Source organism: Syntrophotalea acetylenica, from assembly GCF_001888165.1.
Lineage (GTDB): Bacteria > Desulfobacterota > Desulfuromonadia > Desulfuromonadales > Syntrophotaleaceae > Syntrophotalea > Syntrophotalea acetylenica.
Genome location: NZ_CP015455.1, coordinates 1,983,818 through 1,999,394 on the forward strand (window position 1 = coordinate 1,983,818; position 15,577 = coordinate 1,999,394).

General features: G+C 59.8%; 13 protein-coding genes and 1 pseudogene. 3 read left to right on the plus strand and 11 right to left on the minus strand.

Going from position 1 to position 15,577, the window contains the following annotated elements:
* Positions 1 to 4: 4 nt before the first annotated feature.
* Genes lnt through A6070_RS09170 form a run of 7 tightly spaced genes read right to left on the minus strand, consistent with a single transcriptional unit; the run spans position 5 to position 6,873 of the window.
* Positions 5 to 1,528, minus strand: coding sequence for an apolipoprotein N-acyltransferase (lnt, locus tag A6070_RS09145; RefSeq protein ID WP_072285472.1), 1,524 nt, complete (start codon positions 1,526 to 1,528; stop codon positions 5 to 7).
* Entirely contained in the window at positions 1,525 to 2,385 is an 861-nt protein-coding gene (locus tag A6070_RS09150) for a hemolysin family protein (RefSeq protein ID WP_083558406.1), read from the minus strand. Before A6070_RS09150 ends, lnt begins: the two co-directional genes overlap by 4 nt.
* A 44-nt stretch (positions 2,386 to 2,429) precedes the next feature.
* Positions 2,430 to 2,705, minus strand: coding sequence for a phosphatase PAP2 family protein (locus A6070_RS16115; protein WP_236718881.1), 276 nt, complete (start codon positions 2,703 to 2,705; stop codon positions 2,430 to 2,432).
* Between the two features lie 35 nt (positions 2,706 to 2,740).
* A complete protein-coding gene (locus A6070_RS16120; RefSeq protein ID WP_236718882.1) occupies positions 2,741 to 3,136 on the minus strand; it encodes a diacylglycerol kinase family protein in 396 nt (131 codons plus the stop codon).
* 9 nt (positions 3,137 to 3,145) lie between these two features.
* Complete coding sequence (gene ybeY / locus A6070_RS09160; RefSeq protein ID WP_072285474.1) at positions 3,146 to 3,604, minus strand: rRNA maturation RNase YbeY; 459 nt, start codon at positions 3,602 to 3,604, stop codon at positions 3,146 to 3,148.
* Complete coding sequence (locus A6070_RS09165; RefSeq protein WP_072285475.1) at positions 3,501 to 5,876, minus strand: HD family phosphohydrolase; 2,376 nt, start codon at positions 5,874 to 5,876, stop codon at positions 3,501 to 3,503. The genes ybeY and A6070_RS09165 overlap by 104 nt, the downstream gene beginning before the upstream one ends.
* Positions 5,860 to 6,873 (minus strand): PhoH family protein, encoded by a 1,014-nt coding sequence (locus A6070_RS09170; protein ID WP_072285476.1) that lies wholly within the window; start codon positions 6,871 to 6,873, stop codon positions 5,860 to 5,862. The genes A6070_RS09165 and A6070_RS09170 overlap by 17 nt, the downstream gene beginning before the upstream one ends.
* Before the next feature lie 201 nt (positions 6,874 to 7,074).
* On the opposite strand from A6070_RS09170, the gene eno reads away from it, so the two are divergent.
* Positions 7,075 to 8,361: a phosphopyruvate hydratase gene (eno, locus tag A6070_RS09175; protein WP_072285477.1), complete on the plus strand. Its 1,287-nt coding sequence runs from the start codon at positions 7,075 to 7,077 to the stop codon at positions 8,359 to 8,361.
* A 64-nt stretch (positions 8,362 to 8,425) separates the two neighbouring features.
* On the opposite strand, the gene pgm is transcribed toward eno, so the two are convergent.
* Both pgm and ftsH read right to left on the minus strand, forming a co-directional pair.
* The gene (gene pgm / locus A6070_RS09180) at positions 8,426 to 10,078 is read right to left on the minus strand and encodes a phosphoglucomutase (alpha-D-glucose-1,6-bisphosphate-dependent) (protein ID WP_072285478.1); all 1,653 of its coding nucleotides are present in this window, start codon (positions 10,076 to 10,078) and stop codon (positions 8,426 to 8,428) included.
* 136 nt (positions 10,079 to 10,214) lie between these two features.
* Positions 10,215 to 12,154 (minus strand): annotated as a pseudogene (ftsH, locus tag A6070_RS16720) (ATP-dependent zinc metalloprotease FtsH).
* Between the two features lie 315 nt (positions 12,155 to 12,469).
* On the opposite strand from ftsH, the gene tgt reads away from it, so the two are divergent.
* Together tgt and A6070_RS09195 are read left to right on the plus strand one after the other, a co-directional pair.
* Complete coding sequence (tgt, locus tag A6070_RS09190; protein WP_072285480.1) at positions 12,470 to 13,579, plus strand: tRNA guanosine(34) transglycosylase Tgt; 1,110 nt, start codon at positions 12,470 to 12,472, stop codon at positions 13,577 to 13,579.
* Positions 13,580 to 13,630: 51 nt separating this feature from the next.
* On the plus strand, positions 13,631 to 14,401 hold the full coding sequence (locus A6070_RS09195; protein WP_235605438.1) for a hypothetical protein: 771 nt from the start codon (positions 13,631 to 13,633) through the stop codon (positions 14,399 to 14,401).
* A 23-nt stretch (positions 14,402 to 14,424) separates the two neighbouring features.
* On the opposite strand, the gene A6070_RS09200 is transcribed toward A6070_RS09195, so the two are convergent.
* Complete coding sequence (locus tag A6070_RS09200; protein WP_158513957.1) at positions 14,425 to 14,856, minus strand: hypothetical protein; 432 nt, start codon at positions 14,854 to 14,856, stop codon at positions 14,425 to 14,427.
* Positions 14,857 to 14,873: 17 nt separating this feature from the next.
* A complete protein-coding gene (locus A6070_RS15810) occupies positions 14,874 to 15,386 on the minus strand; it encodes a hypothetical protein (RefSeq protein ID WP_158513959.1) in 513 nt (170 codons plus the stop codon).
* Positions 15,387 to 15,577: the final 191 nt, after the last annotated feature.

A 15,577-nucleotide genomic window follows, 5' to 3' on the forward strand; every position in this document is an offset into this window, starting at 1 on the left:
TCATTCAACTTTCGAGGCCGCGGCGGCGCCAGGCGCTGAAACACCAGACCAGGCCGGTAACAAGACATACGCAGGGCAGAATATCGCCGAAACGGTTATAAAAGGTCGGTCTGCTGCCAAGTCCGGCAATGCCCTGCAGGGCCGCCGTCTCGAACAGATCGGTCCTTGCCGTGATGCGTCCCGAGGGCGCAATCAGGGCCGAGATCCCGGTATTGGCGGCGCGTGCCAGCCAGACGCGGTTTTCCACGGCGCGGAAGCGGGCCATGGCCAGATGCTGGTATGGAGCCGAGGAACGCCCGAACCAGGCGTCGTTGGTGATATTCACCAGCAGATCGCTGCCGCGGCGCACATATTCACGGGCCAGTTCCGGAAAAATCCCCTCGAAGCAGACCAACACCCCGATCTTGTGCCCGTTCATCGGCAGGGGGCTGATGGTCCCCGGGGAAAACTCGCCAATCCCGACCACCAGTTTATCGATAAAGGGCAGAAAGGTTTTCAGTGGCACGTACTCTCCGAAGGGCACCAGGTGCACCTTGTCGCTACGTCCCAGTTCCTCACCATCGGGCGCCAGCAGAAACGCGCTGTTGAGATAATGTCGGCGTCGATTGATATCCTCATAGGCCGGACTGCCGAACAGCAGCCAGGCGTTGCGGTCGGCAGCGACCTGCCGCACCTGCTCCGAAAGTGCACCGGATTCCTGAAAAAAAAACGGCACGGCGCTTTCGGGCCAGACCACCAACTGCGCCGGCTGCTCCGGTTGCAGGGACAGGCGACGGTAGACATCGATGGTCGCCCGTTGGTAAGCCGGATCCCACTTCCGCGACTGATCGATGTTGCCCTGGACCAGAACCGTCCTCAGAACCGCTTCGCGACGATCGGGATCATTGGCCAGCCGGTAGCGGCCGTAAGCCAGGTTGCCCGCCATCAGCAGCAGGGTGACGGCCAGCGCAAGGCGCGGAAACGAAGTCTCCGGGCGTCGCAGGAACCATGATACCACTCCCGCCAGGGTAGCATTGGCAAGAACCAGCAGGAAACTCAGGCCATAGGGCCCGAAAACATCGGCGCACTGAATAACAGCCAACCGACTCTGCTGGGAGTAACCGAGGCTGGCCCAGGGAAAGCCGGTGAGGAAGAAGGAGCGCACGAACTCGACGGCCACCCAGATGACCGGCAGGCTCAGGGGCATGGCAACGCCCAGGCGTGTCTGCAGACGCCGGGAGCCCCAGATGGCAACGCCGAAAAAGGTCGCCAGATAGGCGCACAACAACAGGTAGGCGACCCCGGAGAGAAGCGGCGGCAGCTGGCCGTAGCGGACCATGACAATATTCAGCCAGTACAGAACCAGTCCGAAAAACCCCAGGCCGGCGGCAAACCCTGTAGCGAAGGGCCGTTCCCGGCACACCAGCAGCAAAGGCACCAGCCCGAACCAGGCAAAAGCTGCCAGGTCCGGGCGGGGAAACGACAGGGCCAGCAATAGTCCGGAAAAAAAGGCCCACAAAAGGGCCGTATCGGGGAGACGCGGTTTCATGGCGCGGAAGGCGTTTCGGCGCCGCTGTCACGGCGCACACGCACAGCATGAATTTTACGCTCGTCACATTGTTCGACGGTCATCACCAGTCCCTGAGAAACGATTTCCTCGCCCCGGTGGGGCACCCTTCCCAACAGATGAAACAACCACCCGCCGACGGTATCGAACCGCTCGCGAGAGATGGTGATGCCGAAATAATCCTCGAATTCATCGATATTGAGGCGGCAATCAACCAGCAAACTGTCGTCCTCCTGCGGCAACAGCCAGTCCTCCTCCAGATCGTATTCGTCCTGGATGTCGCCGACAATTTCTTCGATCAGATCCTCGATGGTGATCAGCCCGGAAGTCCCCCCGTACTCATCGATGGCAATGGCCATATGTACCCGGCGGGTACGGAATTCCTTGAACAGCTCCTCGATCTTTTTGGTTTCGGGCACGAAGTAAGGCTCGCGCATGATGCCGGCCAGATCGATATCGGCCGATGCCTTGCCCCAGAATTTGAGAAGATCCTTGGCATAGATCAGCCCCACGATGTGATCGGTCGTGCCCTGGTAAACAGGAATGCGGGAGTGCCCGGAGTCGATGATGGCATCCAGAACCTCGCGGACTGAAGCATCGATGCTGCAGCAGCGCATATCGGTGCGGGGAACCATGATCTCGCGTACGATGGTTTCCCCGAATTCGAATATGGAATGCAGCATCTCGCCTTCTTCTTCATTGATGATGCCTTCTTCTTCCGAGGCATCGATCACTGCCTGCAATTCCTGTTCGGTACGGATCCGCCGGCGGCCCGGCAGCAACACATCCTTGAGGCGGTGCCAGAAAGCCGGCCTGTTTCCAGAACTGTCGTCGTCCAAATGTCTCCTCCGGATAAATGGAAAACTCGATGTTTCGGGGCCTTTCAGCCAAAACAAAGGTGCAGAACCCAGGTCACCCCGGCACCGAGCATGGCGCCGGCCAGAACCTCCTGTACGCTGTGGATCCCCATGTAAATGCGACTATGGGCGATCATAACGGCCAGAGACAGGGTCAGGAGCATCACCACCGAGCCGACCGGGGCCAGTGCTACCGTGGTCGCCACGGAGAAAGCGAAGGCTGCATGACCGCTGGGCATGCCGCCCTCAAGCGGCGTGCCGCGCCCGGCCCAGGCCTTGAGCAGAACCACCAGCAGAATCACCGTCGCCAGACTGAAAACCGCCAGCTCCCCTGGTGCTACCCCGCCCAGATGGCTTGCCGGCTGGTCGCCGGGGGGGCAAAGACGTACCCTGACAGGATCAGATACCCCACGATGGCGGCGCCCACGCTGACCAGCAGCACCGCCCCCGCTGCAACATCCTTGACCCGGCGGGCCAGAGGATGGAAATCCGGCGAGGCCAGATCGACCAAGGTTTCGCAGGCGGTATTGACCAGTTCGGCAAAAAGCACCAGCACAATGGCAAACACCAGCAGGATGAATTCAAGCGCGGTCACCCTGAAAATCAACCCGGCCAGAACCACCCCGACAGCTACCAGGCAATGACAGCGCATATGCTGCTGGGTGCGGACCGCCCACAGAAATCCCTCGATGGCACAGTTGAAGCTGAAATGCACGCCCTTGGCGGGTTTCATGCCGGACACTCAGCCATTGAGAAATTCTTCCCGGATCCCGGCGAACAGCTGCGCTTCACGCTCTTCCATAAGCTGCGCCTGCTCCTGGGTACCACGCTCGTGATCGTAGCCAAGCAGGTGCAAAATGCCATGAAGCAGCAGAAAGTACAACTCGCTCTCGAAAGACAACTCCGCTTCGCGCGCATCCCGTGCCGCGGTGTCGGCGGAAATGATCACGTCACCGAGCAGTTCGGGGTGCAGTCCCGAGCCCTCCCCTTCCTGCATGGCGAAGGAGATGACGTTGGTCGACTTGTCACGCTGCAGATAATCCCGATTGATTTCGCGGATCTCGATGTCGTCGACGATCACCACCGACAACTCGGCATCAGGACATCCCGAGTCGTTTAAGATCCTCTGAGCTACCTTTTGCAGCGTTTCCAGCGCTATCTTTTGATTCTTTTGGCGGTTCTCGATGTGAATCATCCCCATTTTTCTTCTTGACCGTTTCCTTCTCCCGTTCTTTGTGAACGGGCTCGGGGTAATCGATCCTGTGGTGGAAGATGCCAGCCAGGATGCGGTTGAAACTCTTGGCGATGTTGTGCAGGTCCTTGAGGGTCAGTTCGCATTCGTCGAGTTGACCGTCGATAAAAATATTGTTGATGATCTTCTGCACCATGCCCTGGATACGCGCCGGGGTCGGATCAGTGAGGGTGCGGCTGGCCGCCTCGATGGCGTCGGCCAGCATTATCAGCGCCGCCTCGCGGGTCTGGGGCTTGGGCCCCGGGTAACGGTAATCGCGTTCGTTGACCTGCTGAACCCCCGGATCCTCGAGATTTTTGGCCTTGTCATAAAAGAACTTGATCAGGGCGGTGCCGTGGTGCTGGCGAATGATATCGATCAGGGTCTGTCCAAGCTTGTTTTCGCGGGCCATGTCGGCTCCTTCCTTGACATGAGACATAAGAATCAGGGCGCTCATGGAAGGGCTGAGTTTATTGTGCCGGTTCTCCTGTGTACCGATGTTCTCCACGAAATACAGGGGCTTGCGGATCTTTCCGATATCGTGATAGTACGCCGCCACGCGGGCCATCAACGGATTGGCGCCAATGGTTTCGGCAGCGGCCTCGGCCAGGTTGCCGACGATGATGGAGTGGTGATAGGTGCCGGGAGCCTGGATCATCAACTCGCGCAACAGCGGCGTATTCATGTTGGCCAGTTCCAGCAACTTGATATTGGTGGTGTATTTGAACAGCGCCTCGACCAGCGGTACCAGTCCGGTGACCAGCAGCGCGCAGATGAAACCGCCGGCAAAACCGAAACCGGCCTTGTAGAACATCTGGGTATCGAAGCCGCGCCCGGCGATCAACTGGGTGGCCAGCACCGTGCTCACATTGACCAGGGACAGCTGCCATCCGGCCTGATAGAGGGTAGTGCGCTGAATGCAGTGCCGCACCCAATGCCCACCGGTGAAACTGCCGACCAGGGCAAACAGGGCCATATGCAGATTGTCGCCGAACAGCAGGCCGACGACCATGGAAAAGACCAGTCCGAAAAGCAGCGCCACCTCCGAATTGAGTACGATGCGAACCAGCATGGCGCCGACCGCAAAGGGAAAGGCGTAATAATAACTGGAAGACTCGATATAGGGGAATGAACCTTCCAGGGCGCTGCAGATAAATATGGACAGCTTGACCAGGATGAACAGTCCGGCGAAAGTCACCGCCATGAATGTCAGGTCGCGGTTGTCCACGCGGTATTTGCTGATATTGCGCCGTCCGTACCGGTGCGCGACGGAAAGCAGCAACAACATCATCAAAAACAGCCCGGCCGCCATGCGCAGGGACAGATGATCGCTGCCCAACTCGCGAAAGGCCTTGAGTTTGGCCAGCTGCTCGCCCGTAACCCGCTCGCCTTCGCGAACGATCATCTCGCCTTTCTTGACCTGCATGAGAACCGGTTTGACGGCATCCCTGCCGGCCTGTCTGCGGCTTTCGGTTTCACTCTGGTTATAGGTCAGATTCGGCCGCAACAGCTTGCCGACCTGGGCCATGAGCGCGGCCCGGTCTCCATTGTTCAACGGCTGGATGTCCCGGAGCTGCTCTCCCACAATATCGATGGCATCGCCAATGCCGATCACCTGGTCAAGACCCCGGGCAATCTGTTCCTGCCGGGTAACCAGGTTGCGCATCACAATGCCGTGCTCGCCCCCGGTCTGAAATAGCTTGAGATTTCCCACGATCTGGTTCTGCATGACATCCCGCAGTGACTGCACCAGAAGAGAAGCCTGTTCCGGACGCGAGGCTACCCGGCGGAACACCGCCAGCTCCGCATCGGACAAACCGATGCCGAGCAGCGCTTCGAGCTCCTTTCGCCGCACTGTTTCCGGTGCGGGCGCTTTGTCGAGGATCATGAAGGACTGCTTCAGACGCTCCGTGATATCGTGTCCCGCGCGCGGATCGTAATCGTAAAGCGGCAGCACCGCATCGGCGGCTTCACGCTGTTTCTTTTCCGTCAGCACCTCGTCGGGCACCAGCAGGTCGCGAGGAGCCTTGACGTTGCGCTGGGCGATGTCGCCGGGCTGATAGAATCCGGGAATGAAATTGCCCTTGGGGATGACGATAAAGGCAATCAGAAGACTCACCAGCAACAGCAGCAGGTTGCGTTGGGTGTTCTGATCCAGCGAAAATTTCAAACTCATGAAAACGGAAGCAGGCCTGCCTCTGCGGGCAGGGGTTTCCTGCTTGCGATCAGTCTTGCCGGTCATGGCAATCCGTGTCTCCTTTGCCTGTGGCCGCCCCATCGCCCCTTTTACGGTCATAGGCCTTGACAATGGCCTGGACGATGGGATGCCGCACGACATCGCGATCGGAAAAATAGTTGAAATGGATACCATCGATGTCCTGCAGGACATCGACCGCTTCCAGCAATCCCGAGCGGCGCCCGGTCGGCAGGTCGATCTGGGTGACATCGCCCGTGATGACCGCACGACTACCGAACCCCAGCCGTGTCAGAAACATTTTCATCTGCTCGGCGGTGGTATTCTGCGCCTCGTCGAGAATCACGAAAGCATCGTTGAGGGTGCGCCCGCGCATGAAGGCCAGCGGCGCCACCTCGATAATCCCCTTGTCAATCAGCATCTGGCCGCGATCGTAATCGAGCATATCGAAAAGAGCATCGTAAAGGGGCCGCAAATAGGGGTTGACCTTCTCGGCAATGTCGCCGGGCAGAAAGCCGAGCTTTTCTCCCGCTTCCACCGCCGGTCGCACCAGAACGATCCGCGCTACTTCCTTTTTCAGCAGGAAGGAAACCGCCATGGCCATGGCCAGATAGGTCTTGCCGGTCCCCGCGGGGCCGATGCCGAACACCACCTCCTTGCTACGGATGGCGTCGATATAGCCCTTCTGGGCGAGACTTTTGGGCGAGATGATTTTCTTGCGCGCGGAAATGCAGACGGTGTCGAGAAAAATATCCTTCAGACGGACCGTGCCATCGGCGCTGAGAATGCGTATGGCATAATCGATATCGGGTGGGTACAGAGGGTAATCCGCTTTCAGTACCTCATACAACTGCTCGAGCAGCCGCTGGGTCAGCGCGGTCTGATGATCGTCCCCGAAAATCTGCAGTTCGCCGCCCCTGGAGGTAATGCGTACCCCGAGGATTCGCTCGATCTGCCTGAGGTTGCTGTTGGCTTGACCGAAAAGGAGGTTCGCGAGCCGCTGATCATCAGCCGCGAACCTCCCCTGGGAATTCCGTGTATTCAAAAAATATCCTTTTATTTTTAAGAATTTGATACTCTTCCTTTACCATTGTTCAGCGGGCAAATCAATCCTTTTCGGAGGTTGCAGTCACCAGACCAGACCAAAAAAGAGGTTCCAATTGCAAACCAATATGCTATAACAGGGTCGGCCGCCCAGCCGGCATAAATCTTCATTAATCCAACACTTTTAGCAAAGGGGCTTATCATGAGCGAAATCGTCGATATCTATGCCCGCGAAATCCTCGATTCACGGGGAAATCCCACAGTTGAAGTCGAGGTTTATCTCGAAAGTGGCGCCATGGGCCGCGCCGCCGTGCCAAGCGGTGCCTCCACCGGCGAACGTGAAGCGCTGGAAATGCGTGACGGCGACCCCGCCCGTTATCTGGGCAAGGGGGTTCTCAAGGCGGTGGACAACGTCAACAACGTGATCGCCGCCGAGCTTCTGGGCTGGGATTCGACGGAACAGGCAGCCATCGACCGCAGGATGATCGAACTCGACGGCACCGAGTTCAAATCAAACCTCGGCGCCAATGCCATGCTCGGCGTTTCCCTGGCCTGCGCCAGGGCCTCCGCCGACGAACTCGGCCTGAGCCTGTACCAGTACCTGGGCGGCCCCAATGCCCGCGAACTGCCGCTGCCGATGCTGAACATCCTCAACGGCGGCGCCCACGCCGACAACAATGTCGACATCCAGGAATTCATGATCATGCCCGCCGGCGCCTCTTGCTTCAGGGAAGCGCTGCGCATGGGCGCGGAAATCTTCCACGCCCTGAAGTCGGTGCTGAAAAAGCGCGGCTGCAACACCGCCGTCGGCGACGAAGGCGGCTTTGCCCCCAATCTCAAAAGCAACGAGGAAGCCCTCGAGGTTATCATGGAAGCCATCCGGGTCGCCGGCTACAAACCGGGTGAAGATGTGCTGCTGGCCCTCGATGTGGCGGCTTCCGAACTCTACGCCGACGGCAGATACAATCTGGCCAACGAAGCCCAACCGCTCAAGACCGCCGCTGAGTTGGTCGATTTTTATGCCGATCTGGTCGATCGATACCCCATCGTCTCCATCGAAGACGGCATGGCCGAGAACGACTGGGACGGCTGGAAGCTGCTGACCGACAAACTCGGCAAGCGTATCCAGATTGTCGGCGACGACCTGTTCGTCACCAACACCAAAATCTTCAAACAGGGCATTGACAAGGGCATCGCCAACTCCATCCTTATCAAGCTCAACCAGATCGGCACCCTGACCGAAACTTTGGAAGCCATCGAAATGGCCAAACGCGCCGGCTACACCGCCGTCGTCTCCCACCGCAGCGGCGAAACCGAAGACACCACCATCGCCGACCTGGTCGTGGCCACCAATGCCGGACAGATCAAAACCGGATCCGCCAGCCGCACTGACCGGGTATGCAAATACAATCAGCTGCTGCGCATCGAGGATCAGCTCGGTGACGCCGCCTGTTTCAACGGCCGGGGAGTATTCTACAACCTGCGCTGATCCGTCTCGGAACCGTCTGCAACACAGCGAAGGCCCGCGGTTTGCCGCGGGCCTTCGCTGTTTCCTAAACCCCTGCAGCCTTCAACGCCGCGCCGACGATAGCGCGCGCCTCGTCCTGGATCTGATTCAGGTGCGCCTCGCCGAGAAATGATTCCGCATAAATTTTGTAAATATCCTCGGTGCCCGACGGACGGGCCGCAAACCAGCCATTTTCAGCCGCGACCTTGAGGCCGCCAATACCGGCACCATTGCCGGGAGCACGGGTAAGTTTGGCCCGAATCGGTTCTCCGGCAAGGTGGGTAGCCGCAACCTGTGCGGGGGAAAGATTGCCAAGCACCGCTTTCTGGGCAGGCGTGGCACCGGCGTCGATGCGGGCATAAACAGGGTCGCCGAACTTGCGCGCCAGGTACTGGTAATGCTGGGCCGGGTCACGTCCGGTGACGGCGGTAATCTCCGCCGCCAGCAGGCTGAGAATGATGCCGTCCTTGTCGGTGGACCATACGCAGCCGTCCATGCGCAAAAAGGAAGCTCCAGCACTTTCTTCACCGCCAAAACCGCAACTGCCGTCGGCCAGGCCGTCGACGAACCATTTGAATCCGACCGGCACTTCCGATAGCGGGCGTCCCAGATCGGCGGCGACGCGGTCGATCATCGATGAGGACACCAATGTCTTGCCAACCGCGGCGGTCTGGCTCCAACCGCTTCGGTGACGGAAAAGATAGTTGATGGCCACCGCCAGATAATGATTGGGATTCATCAGCCCCGCCGACGGGGTCACGATACCGTGACGGTCGAAATCGGGATCGTTGCCGAAAGCGATATCATAATCGTCCTTGAGTCCGATCAGGCCCGCCATGGCACTGGCGGAAGAACAGTCCATACGGATCTTGCCATCCTTGTCGACACACATGAAGCCGAAGGTCGGATCCGGGCATCCATGAATCACGTCGATATTCAGTCCGTACTTCTCGGCGATCGGACGCCAGTAGCCGAGACCGGATCCGCCCAGAGCGTCAGCCGCGATGCGCAGACCGGCGTCCCTGATCGCTTCCATGTCGATGACATGAATGAGGTCATTCACATAAGGTGTCACGTAATCGTGCGAAACGGTGGTGGATGCGCCGAGGGCTTGCGGGTACGGGACACGCTTCACCCCCTTCAGGCCGTGGCGCAGATAAGCGTTGCCTCGGTCGGCAACCGCTGCAGTCACGTCGGTGTCGGCCGGGCCGCCATGGGGTGGGTTGTACTTGATGCCGCCATTATCCGGCGGGTTGTGGGATGGCGTAATAACGATGCCATCGGCCCGATGTTGCTTCCGGCAGCGGTTCCAGGCGAGAATCGCGTGGGAGATGACCGGCGTGGGAGTATAGCCCGAACCGGCTGCGATGCGTACCTGTACCCCGTTGGCCGCCAGCACCTGCAATGTCGTGGCGTGGGCCGGCTCGGAAAGCGCATGGGTGTCCATACCCAGGAACAAAGGCCCGTCGATGCCCGCAGCGGCCCGGTAATCGCAGATTGCCTGCACGATGGCGAAAATGTGATCCTCGTTGAACGATCCATGGGTCGCACAGCCGCGATGCCCCGATGTACCGAAACTGACCAGGTTGGTCTCATCGTCCGGGTCGGGGTGCCGCGTATAGTAATCGCTGATCAACCTTGGAATGTTGCAAAGGATCGACTTCGGTGCCGGCTGTCCCGCCAGAGGGTGAATCTGCATATCTGCGCCTCCTTGAAATCATCGTTCATTGCATTGGCCGGGGATCACAACACCGCCAGTCTATAGAACCTGCAACGACTGTCAAGTCACGGTTACCACCCCCGATATCACCGACAGCCACGCAACGCAACCACCCTCAGTTCTCCACCCCGCCGCCCGCCAATTCACCCTGCAGCAAAACGCCTTCTTCGGATTTTGTCCGGGACGTGCTCTTCACCTCGATGCCGGCCTCGCGCAGCACTTCATCCACCCTCCGGCTGTCGAGAACTTCTTCCTCGAGCAGGGCTTCGGCCAGTTTTCCCAATGCGAACAGATTGCCACCGATGATCTCATCGGCCTGCTGCTCGCCGGTCTTGACGATCTTTTCGATCTCCTGGTCGATTATCCAGGCCATGTGTTCGCTGAATGAATTGTCGCTGGCAAGCTTGCGGCCCAGAAATGGGTGCTCTTCGCCGCGACTGAAACTCATGGGACCGATGCGTTCGCTCATGCCCCACTGGCAGACCATTTTTTCGGCCAGTTCGGTGGCTTGCTTGAGGTCGTTCTGGGCGCCGGTGGACAGCTCCTCGAACTCCGCCTTTTCGGCGGCCCGTCCACCGAGGCTGACGGCGATGCGGGTCATCAGGTAGGTGCGGGAATAGTGATAGCGGTCATCCACCGGCAACTGCTGCGTCATCCCCAGGGCCTGACCGCGCGGAATAATCGACACCTTGTGGATCGGGTCGGCGCCGGGGCTCAGGCGCGCCAGCAGGGTATGCCCAGCCTCATGGTAAGCGGTGATGCGCTTTTCCTGCTGAGACATGACCAGTTTGCGCTCGGTACCCATGAGCACCCGGTCCTTGGCCCGCTCGAAATGGGCCATGCAAACCTGCTGGGCATCCTCGCGGGCCGCGATAAGGGCCGCTTCGTTAACCAGATTCTCCAGATCGGCGCCGCACATCCCCGGCGTGCTGCGGGCAAGAAGCTGCAGATCGACATCGTCTGCCAGCGGCACCTTGCGGGTGTGCACCTTGAGGATCTCCCCCGGGCGCGCCAGTCGGGACGCTCCACCACCACCTGTCGATCGAAGCGGCCGGGACGCAGCAGGGCCGGATCGAGAACGTCCGGACGATTGGTGGCGGACATGACAATCACCTCGTCATGGGCTTCGAAGCCATCCATCTCCGACAGCAGCTGATTGAGAGTCTGTTCCCGCTCGTCGTTGCCGCCGCCAAGGCCGGTGCCGCGGGAACGCCCGACGGCATCGAGTTCATCGATGAAGATAATGCTGGGCGCATTTTTCTTGGCATTTCCAAAAAGATCGCGAACCCGGCTGGCGCCCACGCCGACAAACATTTCGATAAACTGGGAGGCCGAGATGGTGAAGAACGGCACCCCCGCTTCTCCCGCCACGGCGCGCGCCATCAGGGTCTTGCCGGTGCCTGGCGGTCCCACCAGCAGCACGCCGCGCGGCGCCTTGGCCCCCAGCCGCATGAACCGTTTGGGATTGCGCAGAAATTCCACGATCTCCATCAATTCCTGCTTGGCTTCCTCAAGCCCGGCCACGTCGGCAAACGTCACGCGGGATCGTTCCTTGGTATACATTTTGGCGCCGGATTTGGCGAAACCGCCCATGACTCCGCCACCGGGCCCCTGCCGGGTGCGCATCCCCTTGAGGATGAACCACCAGACACCGATGATCAGAAGCCACGGAAAGAGATAAATCAGGGCGGTGGTCCAGGCCGACGGTTTTTTTTCGGGACGCACAGCAACCTCGACCTTACGTTTTTCCAGTTCCTGAAGCAATTGCGGGTCGGACACGGGCGGCAGGGTGGTGCGAAACAGCAGGAAGCTCTTGTCGCCTTCTGTTTCGGCGGTACCCTCCAGCAATACCCGTTCCTTCAGGCGACCGTCCAGGCTGTTGCCTTCAAAGGTGACGGCTGCCACATTTTCGGCACCCAGTTCCGCCTTGAAACGACTGTAACTCACCTCCGCAACCGTCTCCCGGGTTGGCGGCGTCAGTTTCGTCAACGCGTAGTTGACCATCAGGATGGTTGTCACAACAATGATCAACTGCCAGAAAAGACCACGCGTCATAGGTGCTTCCTTTCATCCGTGCCGTCAGGATGATGCCTGCCGACGGGCATCGCACATCCTGCAAGATCCATTCTGATCCGCCTGCCCCTGCCACAGGGAAACGACCTGTCAAAATAGTAACAAATTTCACAGACAAATGCTTTTTGGCGCTTTGCGCCAGGACAACCCGCCGCAAGGCCCGCCCCGTGGAAACGACAGCCCCGGATGGTTGCTTTCGGCGAATCCTTCTGCTAAAGTCCCGGCGTGGTCGAAAACAGCCGGCCGCATCCTGCACCTTCTTATTCTACCTTCAAAATTCCAGGGATGGCCGCGACCATGTTTGAATTTTCATTACTCGCCAGGGATTCCGGAACCGCCGCACGCCGCGGCCGGCTCTCGACACCGCACGGCACCATAGAAACCCCGATTTTCATGCCGGTCGGCACGCATGGCGCCATGAAAGCCATGACCCCGGCCCAGGTTGAGGAGACCGGCGCGCAGATCATCCTTTCCAACACCTACCACCTGCACCTTGCGCCCGGGGAGGGTTTGATTGAAAAAGCCGGGGGGCTGCACCGTTTCATGCACTGGAATCGGCCGATTCTGACCGATAGCGGCGGCTTTCAGGTATTCTCGCTGCCGAAAAAACGCATCACCGAAACCGGGGTGTTTTTCCGTCATGAAATCACCGGGGAAGAAATCTTTCTGGGGCCTTCCGAGGCCATGGCGATCCAGAATGCCCTTGGCGCCGACATCATCATGGCGTTTGACGAATGTATCCCCTACCCTTCGACCCACGCCTACGCCGCGACATCGATTCGCAAAACCCTGCGCTGGGCGGAGGCCTGCCTGAAAAGTCACGGCCGTGCCGATCAGGCGCTTTTCGGCATCGTACAAGGAAGCATCTACGAGGATCTGCGCCAGGAGTGCGCCCGGCAGATGACCGGAATGGATTTCCCCGGTTACGCGATCGGCGGCGTCAGCGTCGGCGAGGGGCTGGATCTGCTCAAGAAAGTCGTCGACTATACGGCCCACCGCTTGCCCGAAAACAAGCCGCGCTACCTGATGGGGGTGGGACTGCCCGAGGATATCCTGGAAAGCGTCGAGCGCGGCATGGATATGTTCGACTGCGTCATTCCGACCCGCTATGCCCGCAGCGCCACCCTGTTCACGCGGCGCGGGCGCATCCGTCTGACACACCGGCGCTACCGGCGGGATTTTTTTCCGGTGGATGCTTCGTGTAATTGTTATTGCTGCGCCAATTTCAGCCGCGCCTATCTGCATCACCTGTTCAAATCAAATGAAATCCTGTCGGCAACCCTGGCCGCCATTCACAACGTGCATTTTTACCTGAACATGATGAGCGAAGTGCGGCAAGCGATTGAAAACAACGATTTTGCCGCCTTCAAGAAGAATTTTCTGGAAGAATACGGCGCCGAAAGCTGATCGCGATGGTGTCCTGCGTGACCCATGGATGGCCAATCGGAGGTTCAAGCGATGGATGCAGACCTGGCGCGCCGCCTGCGTCGTGCCCTCACCGGCAGCCGCGAAGAACTGTTCATCACCATGCAGGATCCCGCGCCCGAGGTGCTGCACACCGCACTCCGAAACCGGGCGCTGAATGAGCTGCATCTGCTGGCCCTGCTCAAGCGCAGGGACCTTGGCGAGGATCTGCTGCGGGCCATTCACCAGACCGAAAACGCCCGCCAGAGCCATAAAGTCCGGCGGGCGCTGATCAGGCATCCTCATCTGCCCACGTCACTGCTGCAAACCCTGCTGCCGCTGCTGCACCTGTTCGAACTGCTGGACATCTGTTTTCTGCCCGGCGTCGCACCGGACCAGAAACTGGCCGCCGAACGCCTTATCATCCAGCGCCTGCCCACCACCCCTCTGGGCAACAAGATCACCCTCGCCCGCCGCGCCACCGCAACCGTGGTGGCGGAACTGCTCAAGGAAGGCCATCCGGCCCTCATGGAACCCTGTCTGGAAAACCCCCGGCTGCAGGAGATGGCGGTAGCCCGGTTCCTGCGCGGAGTCCGGGCCGACGCCGAAAACATCTCCATCATCGCCAGACATCCGCGCTGGAAGGCACGCAAAACCCTGCGCACCGCCATCCTCAAACACCCACGCACCCCCGGCATCTGGTTCGCTCTCTGGCTGCCGGGCATGCGAGGTCCGGAAATTATCCAGTTGGCCGCCTCGCAGCGCCTCACACCCTCCCAGAAGTCGTGGATCAAACAGGAAATGCGCCGCCGTGGCCTGGCCTGAGGGCATCCCCGCATTCTCTGCCATCACACCACTGTTGCTTTTCGACTCCGATAAATTTTAAAGGGAAGACCGACCAGCAGAGCTGTAATCAGCGTTACGCCTCCTTTGGCGAGCAGGGAGAGAATGATCTGCGCCAGAGTTAAAGACTGTGCGGCAAAAAAATAGAAAATCAAAAAAGCAAGCATAAATCCGGCTGGAATCAAAACAGCGGCACGCCAATACCTTTTTTCGACAGCATGAACCGCCAGGCTTGCCAAAATCGCGATACCGATAAACAGCCCGACACCGACCCAAAGCAGCGGACGCTCCGATAACGGATACGATCCACCCGCGGCAGACTCCGAAACGTCCTCACCTGCAACCGGGGCAACCGGTCCGATACCCTGAACGATATAACAGGGCAAGTAACCAACCAAGCGGGGCGTGCCGGTTCTTGTTGGTTGCAAGCCAGCCACTGACACTGTCCCGATAATCACACCGGAACCGCCACCGGAACCGCCACCGGAACCGCCACCCGAACCGCCGCCCGAACCGCCGCCCGAACCGCCGCCCGAACCACCGCCGGAACCGCCACCGGAACCGCCACCGGAACCACCACCGGAACCACCACCGGAACCACCGCCGGAACCACCGCCGGAACCGCCACCGGAACCGCCACCGGAACCGCCACCGGAACCGCCACCGGAACCGCCGCCGGAACCACCGCCGGAACCACCGCCGGAACCACCGCCGGAACCACCGCCCGAACCACCGCCCGAACCACCGCCGGAACCACCGCCGGAACCACCGCCGGAACCGCCACCGGAACCGCCACCGGAACCGCCACCGGAACCGCCACCGGAACCACCACCGGAACCGCCGCCCGAACCACCGCCGGAACCGCCACCGGAACCACCACCGGAACCACCACCGGAACCGCCGCCCGAACCACCGCCGGAACCGCCACCGGAACCGCCACCGGAACCGCCACCGGAACCGCCGTCATCACCTCCCGGCAAGGCATTCGCCACGGGCGTATATGTATGATTGACAATCTTGCCCAAATCGCCTATGGACGCCATTGCTACAGCAACAATCAAGGCAAGAACGACGGCATACTCCACCGCTGACTGCCCCCGCTCGCTACATTTTCCGAAAACCACGGCTTCGTACCTCCCTCCGCCGACCCAAATGCTG

Coding starts and splice junctions, on each gene's coding strand:
- lnt (WP_072285472.1), bottom strand. CDS start 1,528: ATGAAACCGCGTCTCCCCGATACGGCCCTTTTGTGGGCCTTTTTTTCC.
- A6070_RS16120 (WP_236718882.1), bottom strand. CDS start 3,136: ATGAAACCCGCCAAGGGCGTGCATTTCAGCTTCAACTGTGCCATCGAG.
- ybeY (WP_072285474.1), bottom strand. CDS start 3,604: ATGGGGATGATTCACATCGAGAACCGCCAAAAGAATCAAAAGATAGCG.
- A6070_RS09165 (WP_072285475.1), bottom strand. CDS start 5,876: ATGACCGGCAAGACTGATCGCAAGCAGGAAACCCCTGCCCGCAGAGGC.
- eno (WP_072285477.1), top strand. CDS start 7,075: ATGAGCGAAATCGTCGATATCTATGCCCGCGAAATCCTCGATTCACGG.
- pgm (WP_072285478.1), bottom strand. CDS start 10,078: ATGCAGATTCACCCTCTGGCGGGACAGCCGGCACCGAAGTCGATCCTT.
- tgt (WP_072285480.1), top strand. CDS start 12,470: ATGTTTGAATTTTCATTACTCGCCAGGGATTCCGGAACCGCCGCACGC.
- A6070_RS09195 (WP_235605438.1), top strand. CDS start 13,631: ATGGATGCAGACCTGGCGCGCCGCCTGCGTCGTGCCCTCACCGGCAGC.
- A6070_RS15810 (WP_158513959.1), bottom strand. CDS start 15,386: ATGACGGCGGTTCCGGTGGCGGTTCCGGTGGCGGTTCCGGTGGCGGTT.